This is a genomic window from Microbacterium phoenicis, from assembly GCF_047302325.1.
Taxonomy (GTDB): Bacteria; Actinomycetota; Actinomycetes; order Actinomycetales; family Microbacteriaceae; genus Microbacterium.
Window position 1 is genome coordinate 1,511,700 of the sequence record NZ_CP154849.1, and the last position, 24,513, is coordinate 1,536,212.

Sequence of the window (24,513 nt, forward strand, 5' to 3'; positions counted from 1 at the left end):
CCTTGTGCGCGCGCCCGGCGTGCACACCGTCCCACCCGGAGCCATGAACGAATTCGCATCCACGCCCGAACTGACCCTCCTGCCCGCTGTGGACGTCGCCGACGGCAAGGCCGTCCGACTGACGCAGGGCGAGGCCGGCACCGAGACCAGCTACGGCGATCCCGTCGACGCCGCGCAGGAGTGGGCGCGGCAGGGCGCGGAGTGGATCCACCTCGTCGACCTGGACGCGGCGTTCGGGCGCGGCTCGAACGCGTCGCTCATGCGCAAGGTGATCAAGTCCCTCCGCGGCGTGAAGGTCGAGCTCTCCGGCGGCATCCGCGATGACGAGTCCCTCGACGCAGCGCTCGACTCCGGCGCGACCCGCATCAACCTCGGCACGGCCGCGCTCGAGAACCCCGAGTGGGCGGCCGACGTCATCCTCCGCTACGGCGAGGCGATCGCCGTCGGTCTGGACGTGCGCGGCACGACGCTCGCCGCACGGGGCTGGACGCGCGACGGCGGCGACCTCTGGCAGGTCCTGGACCGCCTCGAGGATGCTGGCTGCAGCCGCTACGTGCTCACCGACGTGACGAAGGACGGCACGCTGCAGGGGCCGAACATCGAGCTCCTGCGCGAGGTCGCCGTCCGCACCGACAAGCCGGTCGTCGCGTCCGGTGGGATCTCGAGCCTCGACGACATCGCAGCGCTCCGCGAACTCGTGCCGCTGGGTGTCGAGGGTGCGATCGTCGGAAAGGCCCTGTACGCCGGCGCATTCACGCTGGCCGAGGCGCTGGATGTCGCCGGACACTGACCCGCACTCGGGTCACGCGGCTGACTCGGCGGGCGTCCCCTGGAAGGGGCGGAGCTTCCAAGCGAATCCGCACAGCGGCGACGACGGCAGCGCCGACCCGGCGCTGCTCGCGGCGCTGACCGCGTTCCACGCGGGGGAGGGGCCGGCGACAGCCGTCGTCGACGCCTACCGAGATGCCCGCCTCCTCATCCCTCTGGTCGCCGAGAAGGGTGACGAAGGCGTCGGTCCGACGGGCCTGACCGTCGACAAGACGCAGGAGCTGTCGATCGTGACGGTCGCCGCGCCGGACGGGCGGCGTGTGCTCCCTGTCTTCACCTCGGTCTCGACGATGTCGCGATGGGATGCCGCTGCGCGCCCCGTACCCGCGGACGGCGTCCGGACGGCGCTGTCGGCCGCGGCCGATGACACCGAGCTCATCGTCATCGACCCGGGCAGTGACACGGAGTTCGTCCTCCGCCGCCCCGCCGTCTGGGCGATCGGGCAGGGTCAGGCGTGGGAGCCGCCGCACGTCTCACCGGACGTCTTCGCCGGCCTTCAGGAATCGATCGGCACCGAACTCGGCGTCCTGGATCTGTCCGTCGCCGCGGGCGATCCCCATTCGCGTCTGCGCGGACCCGAACTCGTCGTGAGCCTGCACCTCGTCGACGGCCTCGACCAGGCGGCTCTCGATGCCATCCTGCAGCGACTGGCCTCGAGGTGGTCGACGGACGACCGCGTCGCCGTCCTCGTGGACTCGTTGACAGTCAAACTCGTCCGCGCCTGACACGCAGAAGGGGGGATGCCGCGCGGCATCCCCCCTTTCAGCGTCTCAGTTGACCGGGCCGGTCCATTTCTCGCCGGGACCCTTGCCGATGGGGTCGGGGATGGACGACGCCTCGCGGAAGGCGAGCTGCAGGGTGCGCAGCCCGTCGCGGAGCGAGCGCGCGTGCATGTCGCTCACCTCGGGGGCGGCGGCTGTGATGAGGCCGGCGAGGGCGTTGATGAGCTTGCGGGCCTCGTCGAGGTCCTTCTGCTGGTTAGGGTCGTCTGCCAGGCCGAGTTTGACGGCGGCGGCGCTCATGAGGTGGACCGATGTCGTCGTGATCACCTCGACCGCGGGGACGTCCGCGATGTCTCGGGTAGCGGACTGCGCGACCCGTTCCTGTTCCTCCCAGCGCGAGAGGCGCTCGGGGTCGTGATCGCTGTGGTCGGCCGGAATAGTACTCACGTGCTGCTCTCTGCTAGACTTCTGCGGGCACCGGAGTGTTCTGCTCCGTGTCGAAAGAGGATCACATCCCACCCGCGCTTGCCGCTCCAGGCTACCGGGTCTCGCACTCCGCCTCGCTCGTCGAGGTTGTCCAGGGTGCAGAACAGAACGCCGATGCATGCATCGTGCGGGGTGGACGTGACGATCTTCCGCCCGGCGACACATTTCCCGTGTCACCGGAGGCCGTCCACCGCACGAAGAGGAGTTCCGCATCAGCGATCCCCGCACCAATGACCGCATCCGCGTTCCCGAGGTCCGCCTCGTCGGACCCGCGGGTGAGCAGGTCGGCGTCGTCCGCATCGAGGTGGCCATGCGCCTGGCCCAGGAGGCCGACCTCGATCTCGTCGAGGTAGCCCCGAACTCGAAGCCCCCCGTGGTCAAGATCATGGATTACGGCAAGTTCAAGTACGAGGCTGCGCAGAAGGCCAAGGAAGCGCGGCGCAATCAGGCGAACACCGTCCTCAAGGAGGTCCGGTTCCGTCTGAAGATCGAGGCGCACGACTACATAACCAAGCTCAAGCGCGCCGAGGGCTTCCTCCAGGCGGGCGACAAGGTGAAGGCGATGATCCTCTTCCGTGGGCGCGAGCAGTCGCGTCCCGAGCAGGGTGTCCGCCTCCTCCGCAAGTTCGCCGAGGATGTCGCCGAGTTCGGCACCGTGGAGTCCAATCCCACGATCGACGGCCGCAACATGGTGATGGTGGTGGCCCCTCACAAGAACAAGTCCGAGGTCAAGACCGAGCAGAACGCGGCCCGCGCCGCGACGAAGCAGGCTGCGCGTGATGCGCGCGGTGGTCAGGCCGACGACGAACAGACCCCCGCTTCCGCTCCGGCGGAGTAAGCGCACCACAGACTCCCGTCCGCGGGATCCCCAACGAAGGAAGAGATATGCCGAAGCAGAAGACCCACTCGGGTGCCAAGAAGCGTTTCAAGGTCACCGGCAGCGGCAAGCTGATGAAGCAGCAGGCCAACCTGCGCCACAACCTCGAGGGCAAGGCGACCCGTCGTACCCGTCGCCTCGACCAGGAGCAGGTCCTGGCCAAGGGTGACGCCAAGGTCGCCAAGAAGCTCCTCGGCATCTGATCGCCGACGCAGATTTAGGAAGTAGAAGAAATGGCTAGAGTCAAGCGGGCTGTCAACGCCCACAAGAAGCGTCGCGTCATCCTCGAGCGCGCCTCCGGTTACCGCGGACAGCGTTCGCGCTTGTACCGCAAGGCGAAGGAGCAGGTCACCCACTCGCTCGTCTACGCGTACCGCGACCGTCGCAAGCGCAAGGGCGACTTCCGTCGCCTCTGGATTCAGCGCATCAACGCCGCTGCCCGCCAGAACGGCATCACGTACAACCGCTTCATCCAGGGTCTCGGCCTCGCGGGTGTCCAGGTCGACCGCCGCATGCTCGCCGAGCTCGCCGTCAACGAGCCCGCCGTCTTCGCGTCGCTCGTCGCGACCGCCAAGGCTGCGCTGCCGGCTGACGTCAACGCCCCCAAGGCCTGATCGCGTCACCTTCTGAGAAAGGGCGTCCTCTTCGGAGGGCGCCCTTTCGCATGCCCGCTGCGCCCGCGCCCTACACTGAGAACGTGCTCGAGAACCCCCGATCGCCGCGTGTCCGCGCGGTTGCGAAGCTGACCAAGCGCGCGGCCCGGCAAGAGACCGGGCTGTACCTCCTCGAAGGTCCGCAGGCTGCGCGAGAGGCCCTCGTGTGGCGGCCCGACACGCTCATCGAGCTGTATGCGACTCCTTCGGCATGGGAGAAGCACCAGGACATTCGCGATGCGGCATCCGACGCGGACGTCGAGGTCGAGTTCGCGAGTGAGGCCGTCATCGAGGCGATGGCCGACACGGTCACCCCGCAGGGGATCATCGCCGTGGCACGTCAGGTGCCGACATCGGTGCGCGACATCTTCGCCGACGACCCCAAGCTCATCGTGATCTGCGAGGAGGTGCGGGACCCCGGCAATCTCGGCACCATCATCCGTGCAGCGGATGCCGTCGGTGCCGACGCTGTCGTCCTCACCGGCCGGACGGTCGATCCTTTCAACCCCAAGGTCGTCCGCGCGACGACCGGGTCGCTCTTCCACCTTCCCGTCGCCGTCGGGGTGGATCTCGCGGACGCCGCGGGCCGCGCCCGGTCGGCGGGGCTCCGGATCGTCGCCGCCGACGTCGGGGGAGAGGACTTCGTCGATCACCGTGCGACGCTCGCCGAACCGACTGCGTGGGTCTTCGGCAACGAGGCACGCGGGCTCGACGACGAGGCACTGTCGCTCGTCGACCTTTCGCTCCGTCTCCCGATCTACGGTCGGGCCGAGTCGCTGAACCTGGCGACCGCGGCGAGCGTGTGCCTGTACGAATCGGCGTTCGCGCAGCGTTCGGCCGGCTGAGGTCGAATCATTACGGAACTGTAAACCCCGCGCCACCAGAAGGGTTATGGGCCACCCTGCCCCATAGGGTCGGATACATGACCACTCCTGCTGCCGACCCTGCGCCGCGTACGTCGAACATCGACGTCCGCCGAGGCGAGCCGCTCGTCGTCCTGACGAACGTGCAGAAGCACTACGGCGACTTCCAGGCCCTCACCGACATCGACCTGTCGGTCAACCGCGGCGAGGTCGTCGTCGTGGTCGGCCCGTCCGGATCGGGCAAGTCGACCCTCTGCCGCACGATCAACCGGCTCGAGACGATCACGAGCGGCTCGATCACGATCGACGGCGCGGATCTCCCCGCCGAGGGCAAGGCGCTCGCGGCGCTCCGTGCCGATGTCGGCATGGTCTTCCAGTCCTTCAACCTGTTCTCGCATCTGACGATCCTCGAGAACGTCACGCTCGGTCCGATCAAGGTCAAGGGCATGAAGAAGGCGGATGCCGAGAAGCTCGCCCGTGAGCTGCTCGACCGTGTGGGCGTCGGTCATCAGGCTGACAAGCTCCCGGCCCAGCTCTCGGGTGGTCAGCAGCAGCGCGTCGCGATCGCCCGTGCTCTGGCGATGAAGCCGAAGGTCATGCTCTTCGACGAGCCGACCTCCGCGCTCGACCCCGAGATGATCAACGAGGTCCTCGACGTCATGGTCGGCCTCGCGCAGGACGGGATGACGATGATCGTCGTCACCCATGAGATGGGCTTCGCCCGGAAGGCCGCGGATCGCGTGGTCTTCATGGCCGACGGACAGATCGTCGAGCAGGCCGCTCCGCAAGAGTTCTTCACGAACCCGAAGAGCGACCGCGCGAAGGACTTCCTGTCCAAGCTCATCACCCATTGAGACGTCCGCGCCCTGCACCGGCGCGACGAACGACGAACGACACGAAACCAGGAGGATCACATGCGTAAGACACGACTCGCCGGCGCCTTCGCCGGCATCGCGATCGCGGCACTCGCACTCGCAGGCTGCAACAGCGGCAGCCCCACCGCACCCGGCGGCGCTGCCGGCGGTGACGACGACACGGAGGGCCTCTGGGAGGTCGCGAGCGACGTGACTCTCGACGGCAGCCCGACGTTCGACCGCGCCTCGAAGGCCGACAAGATCGTCGTCGGTGTCAAGAGCGACCAGCCCGGCCTCGGCTACGAAGACGCCGTCTCGGGTGAGCGCACCGGCTTCGACGTCGACATCGCTCGGTGGATCGCGGCATCCCTCGGATTCGACGAGGACCAGATCGACTTCCAGACGATCCCGTCGGCGAACCGCGAGCAGGAGATCGTCAACGGCAACATCGATTACTACGTCGGCACGTACTCGATGACGGACGCGCGCGACGAGGTCATCGACTTCGCGGGGCCGTACTTCATCACGGGCCAGGGCCTCCTGGTCGCCGCCGATGACGACTCGATCAGCGGTCCCGACGACCTTCAGGACAAGGTCACGTGTTCGGTGACGGGTTCCACGCCGCTGCAGCGCATCCGTGACGAGTACAACGGCGAGGTCACCGAGCGTCAGACGTACTCCGAGTGCGTGGAGCAGCTGCTGAACGGTCAGGTCGACGCCATCACGACGGATGAGGCGATTCTCGCCGGCTACGTCGCGGAGGACCCGGACAACCTGAAGCTCGCAGGCAGCCCCTTCAGCGAAGAGCGCTACGGCGTCGGCCTCGCGGACGGCGACACCGTCCTGAAGGACCACATCAACACCCTGTTCACGGATGGCGGCGACGTCTGGACCGCGCTGTACGAGAAGTACCTCGAGCCGGCTGGCGTCGAGGCCACGCAGCCCCAGGTCGACTGACCTCTCACCCCGGGGATACGTGTTCGTGTCCCCGGGGTTTCTCCTCTCTTGAGACGTTCGAAAGGACCCCATGGGCGTCATCACCGACAACCTCGACTTCTGGGGTGAAGCGCTCCTCGGCACGCTCGTCCTCTTCTTCGGGGGTGGGCTGATCGCCCTCATCCTCGGAATCATCGTCGGCGCGATGCGCGTCTCGCCGGTGCCGATCGCCCGCGCCGTGGGCACGTTCTACGTCAACACGATCCGCAACACACCGCTGACTCTCGTCTTCTTCGGATTCGCCTTCACCCTGCCGCCTCTTCTCGAAGTCCGGGCGAGCGGTGGCGTCCAGGTGATCTTCGCCGTGGCAGCCCTCGGTATCTACACCGCCACGTACGTCGCCGAGACGGTGCGGTCGGGTATCAACACGGTCCCGGTCGGCCAGGCCGAGGCAGCCCGAGCCCTCGGCCTCACTTTCGGCCAGGTGATGTCCCTCGTCGTCCTCCCGCAGGCGTTCCGATCCGTTATCCCGCCGATGATGAGCGTCTTCATCGCCCTTCTGAAGAACACGACCGTCGCCGCCGGATTCTCGGTCATGAACCTTGGGTCCGCCCGCGACTGGCTGAGCGAACGAGGCGAGAACCAGCTCGTGGTCATCATCTGCGTGATGGTCATCTTCGTGGCCCTTGTCCTGCTCCTGTCGTGGGGTCAGCGGACACTCGAGAACCGATGGAAGGTGGCGCGATGAGCAGCAGCGTCCTCTACGACGTCCCCGGCCCTCGGGCGATCGCACGCAACCGCATCATCGGTGTGGTCGTCGTCCTCGTGGTGGCGGCCGTCATCGGCTTCCTCGTCTGGCGCCTCGCGGTCACCGGACAGTTCTCCGCCGAGAAGTGGAACGCTTTCACGTACACCCGCATCTGGGAGCAGTTCCTGATGGCCGCGGGTCGGACGCTGGCGGCCTTCGCCGTCGCAGCGGTGGGCGCGCTCGCCCTCGGCTTCATCCTCGCGATCGGCCGTTTGTCGGATCACGCGTGGGTGCGTGTCCCGGTCGCCGCCGTCGTCGAATTCCTGCGCGCGGTGCCCGTGCTCGTGACGATGTTCCTCCTCTATTACGGGATGCCGGTGCTCGGCGTTCGGATCGAGGGGTACTGGGTCGTCGTCATCGCCCTCATCGTCTACAACGGTTCGGTGCTCGCCGAGGTGATCCGCGCAGGGGTCGAATCGCTCCCGCGCGGACAGTCCGAGGCTGGCTATGCCCTCGGCCTCGGCAAGTCGGGCGTCATGCGCCTCGTCCTCCTGCCGCAGGCGATCCGGGCCATGATGCCGGTGATCATCGCTCAGCTCGTGGTGACGCTGAAGGACACCGCTCTGGGCTTCATCATCACGTACGAGGAACTCCTCTTCTACGCGAAGTACCTCGGCTCGCAGAACTCGCTCGACCGACCCATCGTGCAGGCGACGATCGTCGCAGGCATCATCTACATCGGTCTGTGTCTGGCACTGTCCGGTGTCGCGAAGCTGGTCGAGAAACGCCTCAGCCGCAATCCCGGCGCTCCCGGCGCGGCTCCGGCCCGGCCTCTTCAGGAGACCACCGACACCGAGCTCATCGCCACTCAGTTGAGGGCGAGCTCGAAGGACTCGGGTACCGGCCGGGGGGTTTGACGTCCTACCGGCGGGCCGCACTCCGGCCCGCCGGTAGACTCGTCTCTCGTGTCCGACGCACCCGAGATCACCCCCGAGGCGGTGGATGCCGCCGTCGCTGAAGCGCTGGCCGCCTTCGCCGCCGCCCCCGACACCGCCGCGCTGAAGGCCGCCCGTTCGGCTCACACCGCGGAGGGATCGCCGCTCGCGCGTCTCAACGCCGAGCTGCGCAACGTCCCGAACGACCAGAAGGCCGCCTCCGGCAAGCTCGTCGGCCAGGCTCGCGGCCGCGTCAATCAGGCGCTCGCGGCTCGCGAGGCCGAGCTCGCCGCCGCCGAGACGGCGGCGAAGCTCGAAGCGGAGCGCGTCGACATCACGGCGATCGCCCCGCGCGGGCGGGTCGGGGCGCGGCATCCCATCTCCCTCCTCCAGGAGGAGATCGCCGACCTCTTCGTCGGCATGGGGTGGGAGATCGCGGAGGGACCCGAACTCGAGCACGAGTGGTTCAACTTCGACGCCCTCAATTTCGCGCCCGATCACCCGGCCCGCCAGATGCAGGACACGTTCTTCGTCGACCCGGTCGCCCGCCACCTCGTCATGCGCACGCACACGAGCCCGGTGCAGGTCCGCTCGATGCTCGAGCGCGAGGTCCCGATCTACATCCTCTGCCCGGGCCGCGTGTACCGTACCGACGAGTTCGACGCGACGCACCTGCCTGCCTTCACGCAGTTCGAGGGGCTCGTGATCGACAAGGGCATCACGATGGCGCACCTCAAGGGCACGCTCGATCATGCCGCGAAGGTCCTCTTCGGAGCCGAAGCGAAGACCCGGTTCCGCACCAACTACTTCCCGTTCACGGAGCCGTCCGCCGAGCTCGACCTGTGGCACCCCACCTTCCCCGGTGGCGCGCGCTGGATCGAGTGGGGCGGATGCGGGATGGTGAACCCCAATGTCCTCCGCGCCGCCGGCATCGACCCCGAGGTCTACTCGGGCTTCGCCTTCGGCATGGGCATCGAGCGGACCCTGATGTTCCGCAGCGATGTGCAGGACATGCGCGACATGGCCGAGGGCGATGTCCGCTTCAGCGAGCAGTTCGGAATGGTGGTCTGATGCGCGTCCCGCTCTCTTGGCTCGGCGAGTACGTCGATGTAGCCGAAGGCACGACCCCCGAGGACGTCCTGGCCTCCTTCGTCTCCGTCGGATTCGAAGAGGAGGACGTGCACGCGTTCGACCTCACAGGCCCGATCGTCGTCGGACGTGTCGTCTCGTTCGAGGCCGAGCCGCAGTCCAACGGCAAGACCATCCGGTGGTGCCAGGTCGACGTCGGCGAGGCGAACGGCGGCGTCCGCGGCATCGTCTGCGGCGCCGGCAACTTCTTCGAGGGCGACAAGGTCGTCGTGACGCTGCCGGGAGCGATCCTCCCGGGCCCGTTCCCGATAGCTGCGCGGAAGACCTACGGCCATGTCTCGGACGGCATGATCGCCTCCGCCAAGGAACTCGGCCTGGGGGAGGAGCACTCCGGCATCCTCCGCCTGACGGAACTGGGCCTCGACCCCGAGGTCGGTACCGACGCGATCGCCCTCCTCGGACTCGACGACGCCGCCGTCGACATCAACGTCACGCCCGACCGCGGGTACGCCCTCTCGATCCGTGGTGCGGCTCGCGAGTACGCGCACGCGACCCGCGCGCGCTTCACCGACCCGGGCCTGCGCGCCTTCGAAGAGCTCGAGCAGCCCACCGGCGGGTTCGGCATCACTGTCGACGACGCGGCGCCCATTCACGGCAAGCCCGGTGCGAGCGAGTTCGTCGTGCGCATCGTGCGCGACGTCGACGCCTCGCTGCCGACGCCGCCCTGGATGACCGCGCGCCTGTCGCTCGCCGGCATCCGCTCCCTCGGCATCCTGATCGACATCACCAACTACGTGATGCTCGAACTCGGCAACCCGATCCACGGCTACGACCTCGACACGCTCACCGGCGGCATCACCGTGCGCCGCGCGTCGGCGGGGGAGAAGCTCACGACCCTCGACGGCAAGGAGCGCACGCTCGACGCCGAGGACCTGCTCATCACGGACGAATCCGGCCCCATCGGCCTGGCGGGTGTCATGGGCGGCGGCAAGACCGAGATGGGGGATGCCACGCGCAACGTCCTCATCGAGGCGGCGATCTTCGACCCCGTGTCGATCGCGCGCACCGCGCGTCGGCACAAGCTTCCCAGCGAGGCGTCCCGGCGCTTCGAGCGCGGCGTCGACCCGCTCATCCCGTTCGTCGCGGCACGCCGCGTCGCCGACCTCATGGTCGAACTCGCGGGCGGCACGCTCGACACGACCACGGGCGGCGCGCTCTTCGCCGAGGTGTTCGTCCCGTCGGTCGAGCTCCCCGAGTCGTTCGTCGGCGGCCTGATCGGCGTCGATTACACGCCCGACGAGATCGTCGGCGCGCTCGAGACCATCGGGTGCGAGGTCATCGACGGCGACGGCGGCTGGGAGGTCATCCCGCCCTCCTGGCGCCCCGACCTCACGGACCGGTGGACGCTCGCGGAAGAAGTCGCGCGACTGCACGGGCTCGACCGGATCCCGTCGATCCTCCCGACGCCTCCCTCCGGCCGCGGCCTGACGGCGCCACAGCGCGGACGTCGTCGCGTCGCGAACGCGTTGGCGGCCTCCGGCCACGTCGAGGTCGTCGCGTTCCCGTTCACGACGGAGGAGCAGAACGACCTCCACGGTTCGGCGACGGGGGAGCACCTGCCCTCCATCCGCCTCGCCAACCCGCTCGACGGTCAGGCGCCGTTCCTGCGGCGCTCGCTGCTGCCGGGACTCCTGCAGATCGCGCACCGGAACGTGTCCCGGGGCTTCACCGACGTGGCCCTCTTCGAGACCGGCACGGTGTTCGCACCCGTCGAGGGCGTCGAGTACGGCACCACGTCCGTGCCGCCGCTCGCGCAGCTGCCCGATGAGGCGACGCTCGCGGCACTGCACGCGTCGATCCCGCCGCAGCCCCGGCACGTCGCCGTCCTGCTGCACGGCAACGCGCTGGCGAAGCGACCCGGCCAGCCGGCCGTCGCCTTCGACCTCGCCGATGCGCTCGGCGCGGTGCGGACGATCGCATCCGCCGCAGGTGTGGAGATCGAAGTCCGGCAGACCCAGCGCGCCGCGCTCCACCCGGGCCGCGCCGGTTCGCTCTTCGTCGGGGACGCCGAAGTCGGCTACGTCGGCGAGCTGCTCCCGGCCGTCGCAGAGGCGGCAGACCTGCAGGGGCGGGTCTTCGTCGCCGAACTCGACCTCGACGCCGTCCTCGCCCTCACACCCGCACCGGATGCCGCGCCGTCACTCGCGACGTACCCCGCGGCGACGCAGGACGTGTCGCTCGTCGTCGCAGCCGACCTCGCCGCCGGCGAGGTGCGGGATGCGCTCGCCGACGGCGCAGGTCCTCTGCTGGAGGACCTCCGTCTCGTCGACGACTACCGCGGCGCCGGGGTCCCCGAGGGAGCCAAGAGCCTCACGTTCGCCCTGCGCTTCCGCGCTGACGACCGCACGCTGACCGCGACGGAGGCGACGGAGGCGAAGCTCGCCGGTGTGGCTGTCGCCGCCGAGCGTCACGGAGCGGCGATCCGCGACTGAACTGCTGTCCTCCGAATGGCCGACTGCACAGTCAGCCGTTCGGAGGATACGGTTCGCGTATGACGACCGCGTCCGCAGCCCCGGCATCCCCCGTTCCTCACGAGGGTGCGGCGGAACGCATGCCGAGAGCAGCGAGGATCATCCGGTTCCTCGCCGCTGTCAACGTCACGATGGTGGCGGCGAGCCTGGTGTCGTACTCCCTCGGGTGGCAGTACGGGATGCTGCTCTTCCCCCAGGCGTGCGTCTTCTTCCCGGCGGCATGGACCGGCCCCGTCGTGAGCGGCGTCGTGTGGTTCGTCGTCGTCGCGATCGCGGCAACCACGGCGGCCATCGGCGCCTTCCGGTCTCCCGCCGGCCACCGAGGCTACGGAGCGTTCCGCGCGATCACGATCTGCGGTGCGGTCGTCGCCGGCGTCATCCTGGTCCTGGTGCTGGGTTCGTCGTTCGTCGTCCTCTGACCTCAGCGCGTGCCCCAGTTCCAGGGCGGAGCATCGAGCATTCCCTGACCCTCGACCACGGTGCCGTCGATGCGACGCTCGAGCGAGATGCGGTGCGCATCAGGAATGGCGTCGATGAGTCCCGGCGCGTGCGAGACCAGCAGCACTTGCGTCTGCGCGGCCGCCGCCCGCACCAGGTTCGCGAGCGGCGCCAGCAGGCTCGCGTGAAGGCTGGACTCGGGCTCGTTCAGGACGGTGAGCGGCGCCGGACGTGCAGGAAGCAGTGCGGCGCACAGGAGGAGGTAGCGGAGGGTTCCGTCCGAGAGTTCAGCTGCGTCCAGCGGCCGCAGGAGGCCCGGCTGGCTCAGGGTCAGACGGAGGTTCCCGTCGGATGCCTCCACCCTGACCCGGCTGCCGGGGAAGGCCTCGTCGACGGCGCTGTCCAGCAGGTGCCCGAATCCCGCGTCGTGGACGGTGGCCCACACCGCGGCGAGGTTCGATCCGTCGTGGGCGAGGAGGGGCGAGCGGGTGCCGACCTGCGGACGACGGGCAGGGGCGTCGGCGTCCACCCGGAAGTGGTCGTAGAAGCGCCAGCCGTTCATGATCCGCCGGAGACCGAGCAGTTCCGGGGCCGTGTCGCCGTCGGCGAGGTCTGTGATGATGCTCTCGAAAGGCGCGAGCTTCTGGTCGAGGGACACCCACGCGCCGTCACGGACGCGCGTCTGCGCCCGGAGCCGGTCGATCAGCAGGGTCGCCGGCTTCGCGAGTCTGCCGGCGAAGACCTGCTCCCGCTTGATCTCAGGGTCGCGGGCGAAGACGCTGTTCTGCGACGCCTGGGGGATGCCGAGGTCCACGAGGTACCCGAGCTCGTCCGACGCGAAACCGAGCTGCACCGCGATCGGGTTGCGTCGGACGGTGCCCTGCCCGCCGCCGTCCTCCGAGCCGGCCCACAGGAGCGACGGCAGCCCGCCCTCCCGCGCGACGGCACCGACGAGATCACCGCGCGCGGCGGAAGCCAGCAGGCGCAGTGCGCGGTACAGGTTGGACTTGCCCGACCCGTTCGCGCCGGTCACGACGGTGAGCTCCTCGAGCGGGAGCACGACATCGCGGAGAGAGCGGTAGCCGGAGACGGCGAGCGTGCGCAGCATCCCCCCACTGTGCCAGGTGGAGTGGACATCGCGACGAGACCGTTCGCTAGGCTCGCCGGGTGAGCGAGCACCAGATCGTCCCCGCCCTCCATCTCTCCGGCCTCGTCAAGCACTTCGGGTCGACCCCGGCGGTCGCCGGTATCGACCTGATCGTGCCGTCCGGCTCGTTCTACGGCCTCGTGGGCCCGAACGGCGCCGGCAAGACCACCACGCTGTCGATGGCGACGGGCCTTCTGCGTCCCGACGCGGGCGGCGCCTGGGTGCACGGGATCGACGTGTGGCGGGACCCGGTGGCCGCCAAACGCGTCATCGGCAACCTGTCCGACGGCATCCGACTCTTCGACCGCCTCACCGGCGAGCAGCTCATCACCTACACGGCCATGATGTTCGGGCTGCCGCGCAACGAGATCGCGCCGCGCGTCTCGGATCTCCTGGATCTCATGGATCTTCGCCCCGCCGCGGGGACGATCGTCGCCGACTACTCCGCGGGTATGACCAAGAAGGTCGCGCTCGCGTGCGCGCTGGTGCACGCACCCCGTCTCCTCGTCCTCGACGAGCCGTTCGAATCGGTCGATCCCGTCTCGGCGGCGAATATCGAGGACGTCCTGCGCAGCTACACCGCGTCGGGCGGATCGGTCATCGTCTCGAGCCATTCGATGGACCTCGTGCAGCGCATGTGCGATCACGTCGCCATCATCGCGGCGGGGCGGGTCCTCTCGTCCGGCACGATCGACGAGGTTCGCGCCGGGCAGAGTCTGCAGGACCGATTCGTCGATCTCGTCGGCGGGCGTCACACGAGTGAGGGGCCGCAGTGGTTGCGACAGTCCTGAAGCTCCGGTACCGCGCGCTCTTCAACACCCTCGCCCGTCGACCCTGGCAGCTCGTCGGCTTCATCGCCGGCGCGCTGTGGGGAACCGGCATCCTGATCTCCGTCACCGCCGGCATCGTCTCGCTGAGCCTGGCCGGATCGCTCGACGCCTCGGCCGCCGTGAGCATCATCGGCGGCAGCGCACTCGTGCTCGGGTGGGTCGTGGGGCCGATCGTCGTGGCGGGGATGGACACGGCGATCGACGCGCGTCGTCTCGCGCCGTACCCGTTCAGCCGCCGTCAGACGATGCTCGCGCTCGCCGGGACGGGCGCGACCGGGATCCCGGGCATCGTGTCGACCCTGGTCGCACTCATCTCCGTCATCCTGTGGGCGCGATGGCCGCTCGCGGCGCTCGCGGGAATCCCCGCGGCCCTGGTCGGCGTGGCGATCTGCGTGGTCGCCTCCCGGCTCGTCGCCGAGCTCTCCGGTGGCGTCGGCGGCAATCGCCGCGGGCGCGAGCTGATCGGGACTCTCGTGCTGGTCGTCGTGATGCTCGCGGGACCGATCACCACGGGCATCCTCAGCCTGTTGGACGGGGGCGACGGATCGCTCGGCGAGAGGCTCGGCGCCGCGGCGGCGATCCTGCCGTGGACGCCGCTCGGAGCGGCGTGGGCGGTGGCGCCGGCGCTCGCCGCCGGCGAGGGACTGCTCGCGCTCGCTCGCCTCGCGATCGCCCTCGCCGCTCTGGCCGCGCTCTGGTGGGCGTGGTCGCGCGCCATCGCCGGGGCGACGGCTTCTCCGGCCCGGCAGTCCAGCCGGCAGGTCGCCGCGGGCAAGCTCGGGCTGTTCGGGCTCATGCCGACCGGCGGAATCGGTGCGACCTGGGCACGCTCGCTCAACGCCTGGCTGCGCGATCCGCGGTACCTCCGCCAGCTTCTCGTGGTGCCGATCTTCCCGATCCTGTTCGCCTTCGTGAGCGGCGTCGACGGCTTCCTGTTCGCGGCGTCCCCGGTCCTCGTGGCGTTCGTGCTGGCCATCGCCTGCTACAGCGACATCTCCTACGACGGCACGGCGTACGCCACGGTGCTCGCAACGGGCGTGCGGGGTCGCGACGACCGTCTCGGGCGGCTCCTCGGAGCGGCGTGTCTCGGCATCCCCCTGGTCGTCGTACTCACGGTCGCGACCAGCGTCCTGAGTGCGGATGCCGGGCGTCTCCCGCTCGTCCTCGGCACCGCCCTGGGGGTCCTCCTCACCGGGTACGGGGTGTCGGCCGTGACGTCCGCGATGATCATCTCGCCCGTCGCCGCGCCGGGGGACAGCCCGTTCAAGAGCGTCCCCGGTCAGACCTTCGTGGGCGGTCTGCTGGTGTTCGTCGTGTGGGCCGTCGTCGCGGTGCTCTCGCTGCCCGTCCTCGCCCTCGCGGTCACGGGGATGGTTCAGGGACCTGCGGCGTGGGGCCTGCCGACGCTCGCCACGGGAGTCGTCGTCGGCGGCGGCATCGCCGCGCTGGGTGTTCACCTCGGCGGGCGGACCTTCGACCGGTCCGGTCCGGAACTGCTCGAGCGCATCCGGGCGCTGCCGTCATGACCGACCGCATCCTCGTCCTGGGCGGCACCGGGTGGGTGGGTCGCCGCGTCGCCGAGGCATGGCTCGAGCGCGGCGCCCGCGTGAGTGTGACGGCGCGCGGCGGTCGCGCTGCCCCCGCGGGCGCGGATCTCGTCGTCACCGACCGCGACCTGCCAGAGGCCTACGATGCGCTGGCCGGGACCGAATGGGACGAGATCGTCGACGTCTCCTCGGTTCCCGCACACGTCGCGCAGGCGGCATCCGCTCTCGGTGATCGCGCGGCGCACGCCACGTACATCTCGAGCGTGTCGGTCTACGCCGACGCAACCCGGGTAGGCGCCGACGAGCGGGCGGCGATCGTCGAGCCCCTGGGCGAGGCGGATGCCTACGACTACGCGCGAGCCAAAGTCGCCGCCGAGGGTGAGGCGGCGGCTCTCGGCGCCCGCGTCTCAGTGATCCGACCAGGGTTGATCGTCGGCCCGGGGGACCCGACGGACCGCTTCGGCTACTGGCCGGCCCGGTTCTCAGCCGCGGGCGCAGAGGCGGTCCTCGTTCCCGAAGCGACGGCGCTCCGCGCACAGGTGATCGACGTGGATGACCTGGTGTCCTTCGTCGTCGCCTCGGGGGCACGCGGATTCGACGGCCTGGTCGATGCGGTTGGCCCCTCCCACCCGTTGGCTGAGGTCGTCACCGTCGCGCGGGATGCCGCGGGCCACACCGGCGAGGTGCACACCGCTCCCGCCGACTGGCTCGAGCGTCACGGGATCGCGCATTGGGCGGGACCGAGATCGCTCCCGCTGTGGCTGCCGGCCGACATGCCGGGCTTCGCATCGCGAAGCGGTGCGGCCTACCGGGCGGCGGGGGGCAGAACCCGTCCGCTCGCCGAGACGGTCGCCCGCGTCCTCGAGGACGAACGCGAACGCGGTGTCGCGCGCGCCCGGACGTCCGGGCTCGAACGCGCCGAGGAGCTCGCGCTCATCGAAGCGCTCCGCGCCGAGCGCTGAGCTCGATTTGCGACGACGGATGCCGCGGCGATACCGTCGCGGTATGTCCTCGCCCGCGACCCTCACCGTCTCGACGGTGGTCCGCGCGCGTCGACGTCTGGGCGACCGCCGACGCTAGGCGACCCCTCCCGCTCTCCGCGCACGCCGGATCGAGCCGCAGGTGTCGCCGTCTCCGGCCCCGCTCACTCCAGACAATAAGGTTGAATCCATGACCTTCTCGGTCGCCGTCTCCGGCGCTTCCGGCTATGCGGGTGGAGAGATCCTCCGCCTCCTCGCGTCGCATCCCGACGTCGAGATCCGCACCGTCACGGCCCACTCCAACGCCGGACAGCCCCTCATCGACCACCAGCCGCACCTGCGGTCCCTCGCGCACCTGACGCTGCAGGACACGACCCCGGAGGTCCTCTCGGGGCACGACGTCGTCTTCCTCGCCCTGCCGCACGGCCAGTCCGCGCAGTACACCGAGATGCTCGAGGACGTTCCGCTCGTCATCGACGCCGGCGCGGACCACCGCCTCACCGATCCGTCCGCGTGGGACGCGTTCTACGGGGGCGCGTTCTCCGAGCCGTGGGCCTACGGCGTTCCGGAGCTCCCGGTCGGACGCGCGAAGCAACGTGATGCCCTCGTCGGCGCGCCGCGCGTCGCGGCCCCTGGCTGCAACGCCTCCACCGTCTCGTTGAGTCTCGCACCCGGCGTCGCCGCCGGCGTCATCGATCCGGGTGACATCGTCACCGTGCTCGCCGTCGGACCCTCCGGGGCGGGCAAGAGCCTCAAGACGACCCTCCTGGCGTCGGAGATCCTCGGCACCGCCAACCCGTACGCCGTCGGCGGCACGCACCGGCACATCCCCGAGATCCGGCAGGCGCTGGCCGCCGCCGCGCCGACCGCCGCGGACATCCGCATCTCGTTCACCCCGGTGCTCGTGCCCATGGCGCGCGGAATCCTCGCCACCTCGACCGCCCCCATCGCGCCCGGTGTCACCGACGCGCAGATCCGGGGCGCGTGGGAGTCCGCATACGCTGACGAGCCGTTCGTGCACCTCCTGCCCGAGGGCTCGTTCCCACGGACGGCCGACGTGCTGGGCGCGAACACGGCCCTCCTCGGACTCGCGATCGATCGGGCGGCAGGTCGCGTCGTCGTGGTCGCGGCCGTCGACAACCTCGTCAAGGGCACCGCCGGTGCCGCGATCCAATCGATGAACATCGCCCTCGGTCTCACCGAGACGACGGGCCTGAGCGTGAACGGGGTGGCACCGTGAGCGTCACGGCAGCACAGGGATTCGAGGCGGCCGGCGTCGCCGCAGGCCTCAAGTCGACCGGGGCGAACGACGTCGCCGTCGTGGTGAACCGCGGCCCGAAGAAGGTCGGTGCGGCCGTCTTCACGACGAACCGCGCCAAGGCCAACCCGATCCTGTGGTCGCAGCAGGTCATCGGGGACGGCATCGTCGAGGCGATCGTCCTGAACTCCGGGGGAGCGAACTGCTTCACCGGCACGTTCGGGTTCCAGACCACGCACCAGACCGCCGAGAAGGCCGCCGAGCTCCTCGGCGTCGGCGCCGGGGACGTGCTCGTCTGCTCGACCGGTCTCATCGGCACCGGTGACGAGGTCTTCCGCGGCAAGGTCCTCGACGGCGTCGAGAAGGGGGTCGCCGCCCTCTCCGCCGACGGAGGAGAGGCGGCATCCCTCGCCATCATGACCACCGACTCCCGTCCCAAGCGCGCCGTCGTCTCGCAGGACGGCTGGACCATCGGCGGCATGGCCAAGGGCGCCGGCATGCTCGCTCCGGGCCTCGCGACGATGCTCGTCGTCATCACGACCGACGCTGACCTGGATGCCGCGGCCGCCGACGCCGCGCTCCGCGAGGCCACCCGGGTGAGCTTCGACCGGCTCGACTCCGACGGCTGCATGTCGACGAACGACCAGGTGACGCTCCTCGCGAGCGGAGCCAGCGGCATCCGTCCCGAGCCTGCCGCCTTCGCGCTCGCGCTCGCCGAGCTCTGCCTGGACCTCGCCGCGCAGCTGCAGGGGGATGCCGAGGGCGCCAGCCACGACATCACGATCGAGATCGTCGGCGCCGAGACCGAGGCGGACGCCGTCACGGTGGGCCGCTCGATCGCGCGCAACAACCTCTTCAAGGCCGCCATCTTCGGCAACGACCCGAACTGGGGTCGCGTCCTCGCGGCGATCGGCACGACGGATGCCGCCTTCGACCCGTACGACGTCGACGTGTCGTTCAACGGGGTCCGGGTCTGCACCGCCGGAGGACCCGACCGCCCCCGCGAGGAGGTCGACCTGACTCCCCGCGCGACGCACATCCTCGTCGACCTGCGCGTCGGTCAGGCGGCGGCGACGATCCTCACCAACGACCTGACGCACGACTACGTCCACGAGAACAGCGCCTATTCGTCATGACCGACATCCAGCAGACCACGCCCGAAGAGGCCGCCGGCAAGGCCGCGGTCCTCGTCGAATCCCTGCCCTGGCTCCAGCGCTTCCGCGATCAGATCGTCGTCATCAAGTACGGCGGCAACGCGATGGTCAGCGAGGATCTGCAGGCCGCCTTCGCCGAGGACATCGCCTACCTGCACCACGTCGGGGTGAAGCCCGTCGTCGTGCACGGCGGCGGACCGCAGATCTCGACCATGCTCGACCGCCTCGACATCCCGAGCGAGTTCAAGGGCGGCTACCGCGTCACGAGCACCGAGGCGATCGGGGTCGTCCGCATGGTGCTCGCCGGGCAGATCAACCCCCAGCTCGTGTCGCGCATCAACGCGCACGGATCGTTCGCCACCGGGATGTCGGGGGAGGACGCCGGACTCTTCCAGGGTCGCCGTCGCGGTGTCGTGGTCGACGGAGCCGAACACGACCTCGGGCACGTGGGCGACGTCGTCGGCGTCGACCCGACGGCCATCCTCGACCACCTCGCCGCCGACCGGGTGCCGGTCGTCTCGTCGATCGCGCCGGACGTCGATCAGCCCGGCAGCTCCCTGAACGTCAACGCGGACGCCGCGGCTGCAGCGCTCGCCGTCGCCCTCGGCGCGGTCAAGCTCGTCATCCTCACCGACGTCGCCGGCCTCTACGCCGACTGGCCCAACCGCGACTCCCTCGTCTCGCACCTGACGGCAACGGAGCTGCGCGCCCTGGTGCCGAGCCTCGAGTCGGGGATGATCCCGAAGATGCAGGCCTGCCTCGACGCGGTCGACGGCGGCGTCGATCGCGCGGCGATCATCGATGGACGCCAGCCGCATTCGGTGCTCGTCGAACTCTTCACACAACGCGGAATCGGAACAGAGGTGGTGGCGGGATGACCGCGCAGACGACGGTGAGCTGGAAGGACGACGCCGCGCGCGACCTCGTCCTCAACTCGGGGGACCGGTTCGCTCTGCTTGTGCGCGGCGAAGGCGCGCACCTGTGGGACGACGAGGGCACCCGATACCTCGACTTCCTCGGCGGCATCGCCGTGATCTCCCTGGGTCACGCTCACCCCGTGTTCGTGCAGGCCGTCGCCGAGCAGGCCGCGACCCTCGGCCACGTCTCGAACTACTTCGCCACGCCGCCGCAGCTCGGTCTCGCCGCTCGGCTGAAGCGGCTCGCCGGCACAGGGGACTCCGGCCGGGTCTACTTCGGCAACTCCGGCGCGGAGGCCAACGAGGCCGCTTTCAAGCTCGCGCGCCTTCACGGCGGCACCGACCGCCCGCGCATCCTCGCACTCAAGAACGCTTTCCACGGGCGCACGATGGGGACGCTGGCCCTGACCGGCAAACCCACCATGCAGCAGCCCTTCGAGCCTATGGTCCCGGGAGTCGAGTTCCTCGACTCCACGATCGAGGCTCTCGAAGAGGCCATCGACGACCGCGTCGCGGCGCTGTTCGTCGAGCCGATCAAGGGCGAGGCGGGGGTGCTCGATCTCCCCGAGGGCTACCTCGCGGCCGCGCGGGAGATCACCGAACGTCACGGTGCGCTGCTGATCATCGACGAGATCCAGACCGGAGCGGGGCGCACCGGCGCATGGTTCGCGTTCCAGCACACCGGCATCACCCCGGATGCCATCACCGTCGCCAAGGGCATCGGCAACGGCATCCCGATCGGCGCGCTCATCACCTTCGGTGCCGCGAGCGAGCTCTTCTACCCCGGCACCCACGGATCCACGTTCGGCGGCAACCCGCTCGCGACCGCCGTGGCGTCCGCGGTCCTCGATGAGATCGAGAACGCCAACCTTGTCGAGGCGGCGACCGAACGCGGCCGTCAGGTCCGCGAGGCCATCGACGCGATCGGCTCGGCCTTGGTGGAGGGATGCCGCGGCCAGGGGCTGCTGATCGGCGTCGCCCTCCGGCATCCCGTCGCCGGCGCCGTGGTCGCCGCGGCTCAGCAGCACGGCCTGATCATCAACGCCGCCAACGACTCGACCATCCGTCTCGCTCCGGCGCTCACGATCGGAGACGTCGAGATCGACGAGTTCCAGACCCTTTTCGCCCGGGCCCTCGCCACCGTCGAGGACGCCCTGATGCTCGATGACACGACCCACGACACCTCGGAGGCCTCCGCATGACCCGCCACCTGCTGCGCGACGACGACCTGACCCCCGCCGAGCAGGCCGAGATCCTCGACCTCGCGCTCGAGCTGAAGGCCGACCGCTGGAAGGAGAAGCCGCTCGCGGGTCCGCAGACCGTCGCGGTCATCTTCGACAAGTCCTCGACCCGTACGCGGGTGTCCTTCGCCGTGGGCATCGCCGACCTCGGCGGATCGCCGCTCATCATCTCGACTGCGAACAGCCAGCTCGGCGGCAAGGAGACACCCTCCGACACCGCGCGCGTGCTGGAGCGGCAGGTCGCCGCGATCGTCTGGCGCACCTACGCGCAGGCAGGTCTCGAGGAGATGGCGAAGGACACGCGCGTCCCCGTCGTCAACGCGCTGAGCGACGACTTCCACCCCTGTCAGCTGCTCGCCGACCTGCTCACGATCCGCGAGCACAAGGGCGAGCTGAAGGGTCTCACCCTCGCGTTCTTCGGTGACGGGCTCTCCAACATGGCGCACTCCTACGCGCTGGCGGGTGTCACGGCCGGCATGCACGTGCGCATCGCCTCGCCGGAGGACTACGCACCCCGCGAGGACGTCGTCGCCGACGCCGACCGCCGCGCCTCCGAAACCGGCGGATCCCTCACCCTCTACACCGACCCGAACGAGGCCGCCGCCGGTGCGGATGTCATCGTGACCGACACGTGGGTGTCGATGGGCAAGGAGGAGGAGAAGATCGCGCGCCTGCGGGATCTCGGCTCGTACAAGGTGACGCAGGAGACGATGGCGCTCGCTCAGGACGATGCCGTCTTCATCCACTGCCTCCCCGCCGACCGCGGGTACGAGGTGGACGCCGACGTCATCGACGGACCGCAGAGCGTCGTCTGGGATGAGGCGGAGAACCGCCTGCACGCGCAGAAGGCGCTGCTGGTGTGGCTGTTGCGGCAGAGCTGACCCGAACCTGGCGGAGCTGGAACGGCCCCGCCAGGCTCCACGGCATCGACCTCGCCCGCGCGCTCGCGGTGTTCGGCATGCTCGCTGCGCACCTGCTCACCATCGAGGAGCCCCTGGTCCTCACGGACCCGTCGACGTGGGCCGACCTCGTCAACGGCCGATCGTCGATCCTGTTCGCCACCCTCGCGGGAGTCTCGATCGCGCTGATGACCGGCGGGCGGATGCCGCATCGTGGGGCGCGGCTGGGCGTGAGCCGCAAGCGCCTCGCGGTCCGCGCCGTCGCGCTCTGGCTGATCGGGGTGCTCCTCACGCAGACGGGTGTGCCGATCTACGTCATCCTCCAGGCCTACGGCATCCTCTTCCTCCTCGCCCTTCCGCTGCTCGCCCTGTCGATACGCGCGCTCTGGGGCATCGCGGCATCCGTCGCGCTCGTGATGCCGTGGGTCCTGCCGTTCCTCGACGCGCTCCCGGTGTGGGATGGCGAGTCGGGGAGGCAGTTCTTCCTGTTCACGGGATGGGCGTATCCGTTCCCGCTGTGGATCGCGTTCGTCGTCGCCGGCATCGCCATCGGACGCACCGACCTCCGCATCCTGTCTGTGCAGGTGACGATCCTCGCGGCGGGCGTTGCCGCCGTGGTGGTCGGCGGCATCATCTCGATCGTCGCCGAGGCGAGCGGTATGACGTCGCCGGGAACCTACGGAGAGGCGGTGCTCTCGGGGGAGGCCCACAGCGGCGGGGTCGCGGAGGTCATCGGCTCCGGGGGATTCGCCCTGGCGGTCCTCGGAGCCTGCCTGCTCCTCTGCCGCACGCCTATCACGTGGCTGGTCGCCCCCTTCCGTGCGGTCGGGTCCATGCCGTTGACCGCCTACGTGGGGCAGGTCCTCGTCTGGGCCGTCATCGCGCTCGGCGTCTTCGACGACACGACCGACCTGCAGGCGTTCCGCGATCTCGGACTCTTCTGGTGGTTCTGCCTGGGGGCCGTCGTCTTCTGCACAGCGTGGGCGCTGCTACGCGGACAAGGACCGTTGGAACGCGCGCTGGCCCTCCTGTCCCGCACGCTGGTGCCCGGATGGAACCTCGACCCCGCCGATAGGGTGGTCACGTGAGTGAGAGTAAGAGCGACGCGACGAACCAGGGTGCACTGTGGGGCGGACGCTTCGCCACCGGACCGTCTCCGGAGCTCGTCGAACTGAGTCGATCCACGCACTTCGACTGGGCTCTGGCCCACTACGACCTGGCGGGCTCCCACGCGCATGCGCGTGCGCTCGCCGCCGCCGGGTACCTGACGGCCGAGGAAGAGTCGCGGATGCATGCCGGGTTGGACGCGCTCGGTGACGCCGTGCGTTCCGGCGACCTGGTGGCCGTGGAGTCCGACGAAGACGTCCACGGTGCGCTCGAAGCCGCCCTGATCCGTGAGGTCGGTCCCGAGCTGGGTGGCAAGCTCCGCGCCGGCCGCAGTCGCAATGACCAGATCGCGACCCTGGTGCGCCTGTTCCTCCTCGATCACTCGCGGGTGATCGCGCGGGACATCGTGCGCGTCGTCGACGCGATCGTCGCGCAAGCCGAGGCCCACTCGACAGCGATCATGCCGGGGCGGACACATCTTCAGCACGCCCAGCCCGTGCTTCTCGCGCATCACCTGCAGGCGCATGCCTGGCCCCTCGTCCGCGACCTGGAACGGCTGCGGGACTGGACGGCCCGGGCATCGGTCTCGCCCTACGGCGGGGGAGCGCTCGCCGGCGCGACGTTCGGGCTCGACGCCCACGCCGTTGCGCAGGACCTCGGTCTGGCGCGACCGGCCGAGAACTCGATGGACGGGACGTCGGCGCGCGACGTGGTGGCGGAGTTCGCCTTCATCGCCGCGATGATCGGCGTCGACATCTCCCGCTTCGCTGAGGACATCATCATCTGGAACACGCGGGAGTTCTCGTTCGTCCGCCTGGACGACGGCTTCTCGACGGGCTCGAGCATCATGCCCCAGAAGAAGAACCCCGACATCGCGGAGCTCGCTCGAGGCAAATCCGGCCGCTTGATCGGCAACCTCACCGGCCTGCTCGCCACGCTGAAGGCTCTCCCTCTCGCGTACAACCGCGATCTGCAGGAGGACAAGGAGCCCGTCTTCGACTCGGTGACGACGCTCGAAGTCCTCCTCCCGGCGTTCGCGGGGATGATCGCGACTCTCCGTTTCGACACCGACCGGATGACGGCATCCGCTCCCGAGGGATTCTCCTTGGCGACCGACGTGGCGGATTGGCTCGTCAAGCGCGGCGTTCCGTTCCGCGACGCACACGAGATCTCCGGCGCGTTGGTGCAGGCGTGCGAGCAGCGGGGGATCGGTCTCGAGGACGCGGACGACGCCCTGCTGGCCGAGGTCTCGCCGCATCTCGAGCCGACCGTGCGGGACGTCCTCACGGTCGAGGGGTCTGTGGCCAGCCGTGACGGCGTGGGCGGCACCGCTCCTGTGCGGGTGGGTGAGCAGCGTTCGGCTTTGGTGTCCCGGGTGCAGGACCTCGCACGCGAACTCGACATCTGATCCCACTTATACCGACGACAAAATAAGCAATAGGCTTATTGCGCTGCGATGATAAGCGCCATATC

General features: G+C 69.6%; 25 protein-coding genes. 23 read left to right on the forward strand and 2 right to left on the reverse strand.

Going from position 1 to position 24,513, the window contains the following annotated elements:
• Positions 1–43 precede the first annotated feature (43 nt).
• Both priA and ABCU91_RS07415 read left to right on the forward strand, forming a co-directional pair.
• Positions 44–790: a bifunctional 1-(5-phosphoribosyl)-5-((5-phosphoribosylamino)methylideneamino)imidazole-4-carboxamide isomerase/phosphoribosylanthranilate isomerase PriA gene (gene priA, locus ABCU91_RS07410; protein ID WP_406922232.1), complete on the forward strand. Its 747-nt coding sequence runs from the start codon at positions 44–46 to the stop codon at positions 788–790.
• The gene (locus tag ABCU91_RS07415) at positions 774–1,553 is read left to right on the forward strand and encodes an SseB family protein (protein ID WP_413353283.1); all 780 of its coding nucleotides are present in this window, start codon (positions 774–776) and stop codon (positions 1,551–1,553) included. Before priA ends, ABCU91_RS07415 begins: the two co-directional genes overlap by 17 nt.
• A 45-nt stretch (positions 1,554–1,598) precedes the next feature.
• Here the strand turns inward: ABCU91_RS07415 and ABCU91_RS07420 are convergent, their stop codons facing one another.
• The gene (locus ABCU91_RS07420; protein ID WP_413353284.1) at positions 1,599–1,997 is read right to left on the reverse strand and encodes a DUF1844 domain-containing protein; all 399 of its coding nucleotides are present in this window, start codon (positions 1,995–1,997) and stop codon (positions 1,599–1,601) included.
• 202 nt (positions 1,998–2,199) lie between these two features.
• Between ABCU91_RS07420 and infC the strand changes: the two genes are divergently transcribed.
• From infC to ABCU91_RS07475, 11 genes are all read left to right on the forward strand, one after another.
• A complete protein-coding gene (gene infC, locus ABCU91_RS07425) occupies positions 2,200–2,874 on the forward strand; it encodes a translation initiation factor IF-3 (RefSeq protein ID WP_406923395.1) in 675 nt (224 codons plus the stop codon).
• Positions 2,875–2,921: 47 nt separating this feature from the next.
• Positions 2,922–3,116, forward strand: coding sequence for a 50S ribosomal protein L35 (gene rpmI, locus ABCU91_RS07430; RefSeq protein ID WP_018187228.1), 195 nt, complete (start codon positions 2,922–2,924; stop codon positions 3,114–3,116).
• 30 nt (positions 3,117–3,146) lie between these two features.
• Positions 3,147–3,527 carry a 50S ribosomal protein L20 gene (gene rplT, locus ABCU91_RS07435; protein ID WP_064003211.1) on the forward strand — a complete coding sequence of 127 codons (381 nt, stop codon included), beginning with the start codon at positions 3,147–3,149 and terminating at the stop codon, positions 3,525–3,527.
• A gap of 83 nt (positions 3,528–3,610) precedes the next feature.
• Entirely contained in the window at positions 3,611–4,411 is an 801-nt protein-coding gene (locus tag ABCU91_RS07440) for a TrmH family RNA methyltransferase (RefSeq protein ID WP_091359454.1), read from the forward strand.
• 77 nt (positions 4,412–4,488) lie between these two features.
• On the forward strand, positions 4,489–5,283 hold the full coding sequence (locus ABCU91_RS07445) for an amino acid ABC transporter ATP-binding protein (RefSeq protein WP_091352495.1): 795 nt from the start codon (positions 4,489–4,491) through the stop codon (positions 5,281–5,283).
• Positions 5,284–5,343: 60 nt separating this feature from the next.
• A complete protein-coding gene (locus ABCU91_RS07450; protein ID WP_406922228.1) occupies positions 5,344–6,240 on the forward strand; it encodes a glutamate ABC transporter substrate-binding protein in 897 nt (298 codons plus the stop codon).
• Between the two features lie 70 nt (positions 6,241–6,310).
• The gene (locus ABCU91_RS07455; RefSeq protein WP_091352501.1) at positions 6,311–6,967 is read left to right on the forward strand and encodes an amino acid ABC transporter permease; all 657 of its coding nucleotides are present in this window, start codon (positions 6,311–6,313) and stop codon (positions 6,965–6,967) included.
• The gene (locus ABCU91_RS07460; protein ID WP_406922227.1) at positions 6,964–7,884 is read left to right on the forward strand and encodes an amino acid ABC transporter permease; all 921 of its coding nucleotides are present in this window, start codon (positions 6,964–6,966) and stop codon (positions 7,882–7,884) included. The genes ABCU91_RS07455 and ABCU91_RS07460 overlap by 4 nt, the downstream gene beginning before the upstream one ends.
• Before the next feature lie 48 nt (positions 7,885–7,932).
• Positions 7,933–8,973: a phenylalanine--tRNA ligase subunit alpha gene (gene pheS / locus ABCU91_RS07465; protein WP_406922226.1), complete on the forward strand. Its 1,041-nt coding sequence runs from the start codon at positions 7,933–7,935 to the stop codon at positions 8,971–8,973.
• The gene (pheT, locus tag ABCU91_RS07470; protein WP_413353285.1) at positions 8,973–11,483 is read left to right on the forward strand and encodes a phenylalanine--tRNA ligase subunit beta; all 2,511 of its coding nucleotides are present in this window, start codon (positions 8,973–8,975) and stop codon (positions 11,481–11,483) included. The genes pheS and pheT overlap by 1 nt, the downstream gene beginning before the upstream one ends.
• A gap of 59 nt (positions 11,484–11,542) precedes the next feature.
• Positions 11,543–11,941 carry a hypothetical protein gene (locus ABCU91_RS07475; RefSeq protein ID WP_413353286.1) on the forward strand — a complete coding sequence of 133 codons (399 nt, stop codon included), beginning with the start codon at positions 11,543–11,545 and terminating at the stop codon, positions 11,939–11,941.
• Between the two features lie 2 nt (positions 11,942–11,943).
• Here ABCU91_RS07475 and ABCU91_RS07480 read toward each other — a convergent pair whose 3' ends face one another.
• The gene (locus ABCU91_RS07480; RefSeq protein ID WP_413353287.1) at positions 11,944–13,068 is read right to left on the reverse strand and encodes an AAA family ATPase; all 1,125 of its coding nucleotides are present in this window, start codon (positions 13,066–13,068) and stop codon (positions 11,944–11,946) included.
• Between the two features lie 59 nt (positions 13,069–13,127).
• Here ABCU91_RS07480 and ABCU91_RS07485 point away from each other — a divergent pair, with 59 nt between their 5' ends.
• From ABCU91_RS07485 to argH, 10 genes are all read left to right on the forward strand, one after another.
• Complete coding sequence (locus ABCU91_RS07485) at positions 13,128–13,898, forward strand: ABC transporter ATP-binding protein (protein ID WP_406922222.1); 771 nt, start codon at positions 13,128–13,130, stop codon at positions 13,896–13,898.
• The gene (locus tag ABCU91_RS07490; RefSeq protein WP_413353288.1) at positions 13,880–15,463 is read left to right on the forward strand and encodes a hypothetical protein; all 1,584 of its coding nucleotides are present in this window, start codon (positions 13,880–13,882) and stop codon (positions 15,461–15,463) included. Before ABCU91_RS07485 ends, ABCU91_RS07490 begins: the two co-directional genes overlap by 19 nt.
• A complete protein-coding gene (locus tag ABCU91_RS07495; RefSeq protein ID WP_413353289.1) occupies positions 15,460–16,446 on the forward strand; it encodes an NAD-dependent epimerase/dehydratase family protein in 987 nt (328 codons plus the stop codon). The genes ABCU91_RS07490 and ABCU91_RS07495 overlap by 4 nt, the downstream gene beginning before the upstream one ends.
• Positions 16,447–16,654: 208 nt before the next feature.
• On the forward strand, positions 16,655–17,704 hold the full coding sequence (gene argC, locus ABCU91_RS07500; protein ID WP_413353290.1) for an N-acetyl-gamma-glutamyl-phosphate reductase: 1,050 nt from the start codon (positions 16,655–16,657) through the stop codon (positions 17,702–17,704).
• Positions 17,701–18,858 (forward strand): bifunctional glutamate N-acetyltransferase/amino-acid acetyltransferase ArgJ, encoded by a 1,158-nt coding sequence (gene argJ, locus ABCU91_RS07505; RefSeq protein ID WP_413353291.1) that lies wholly within the window; start codon positions 17,701–17,703, stop codon positions 18,856–18,858. Before argC ends, argJ begins: the two co-directional genes overlap by 4 nt.
• The gene (gene argB, locus ABCU91_RS07510; protein ID WP_413353292.1) at positions 18,855–19,754 is read left to right on the forward strand and encodes an acetylglutamate kinase; all 900 of its coding nucleotides are present in this window, start codon (positions 18,855–18,857) and stop codon (positions 19,752–19,754) included. Before argJ ends, argB begins: the two co-directional genes overlap by 4 nt.
• On the forward strand, positions 19,751–20,995 hold the full coding sequence (locus ABCU91_RS07515; protein WP_406922216.1) for an acetylornithine transaminase: 1,245 nt from the start codon (positions 19,751–19,753) through the stop codon (positions 20,993–20,995). Before argB ends, ABCU91_RS07515 begins: the two co-directional genes overlap by 4 nt.
• Complete coding sequence (gene argF / locus ABCU91_RS07520) at positions 20,992–21,915, forward strand: ornithine carbamoyltransferase (RefSeq protein ID WP_413353293.1); 924 nt, start codon at positions 20,992–20,994, stop codon at positions 21,913–21,915. The genes ABCU91_RS07515 and argF overlap by 4 nt, the downstream gene beginning before the upstream one ends.
• Positions 21,894–23,021 (forward strand): DUF418 domain-containing protein, encoded by a 1,128-nt coding sequence (locus tag ABCU91_RS07525; protein ID WP_413353294.1) that lies wholly within the window; start codon positions 21,894–21,896, stop codon positions 23,019–23,021. The genes argF and ABCU91_RS07525 overlap by 22 nt, the downstream gene beginning before the upstream one ends.
• Positions 23,018–24,448: an argininosuccinate lyase gene (argH, locus tag ABCU91_RS07530; RefSeq protein ID WP_413353295.1), complete on the forward strand. Its 1,431-nt coding sequence runs from the start codon at positions 23,018–23,020 to the stop codon at positions 24,446–24,448. The genes ABCU91_RS07525 and argH overlap by 4 nt, the downstream gene beginning before the upstream one ends.
• The last annotated feature ends 65 nt before the right edge of the window (positions 24,449–24,513 follow it).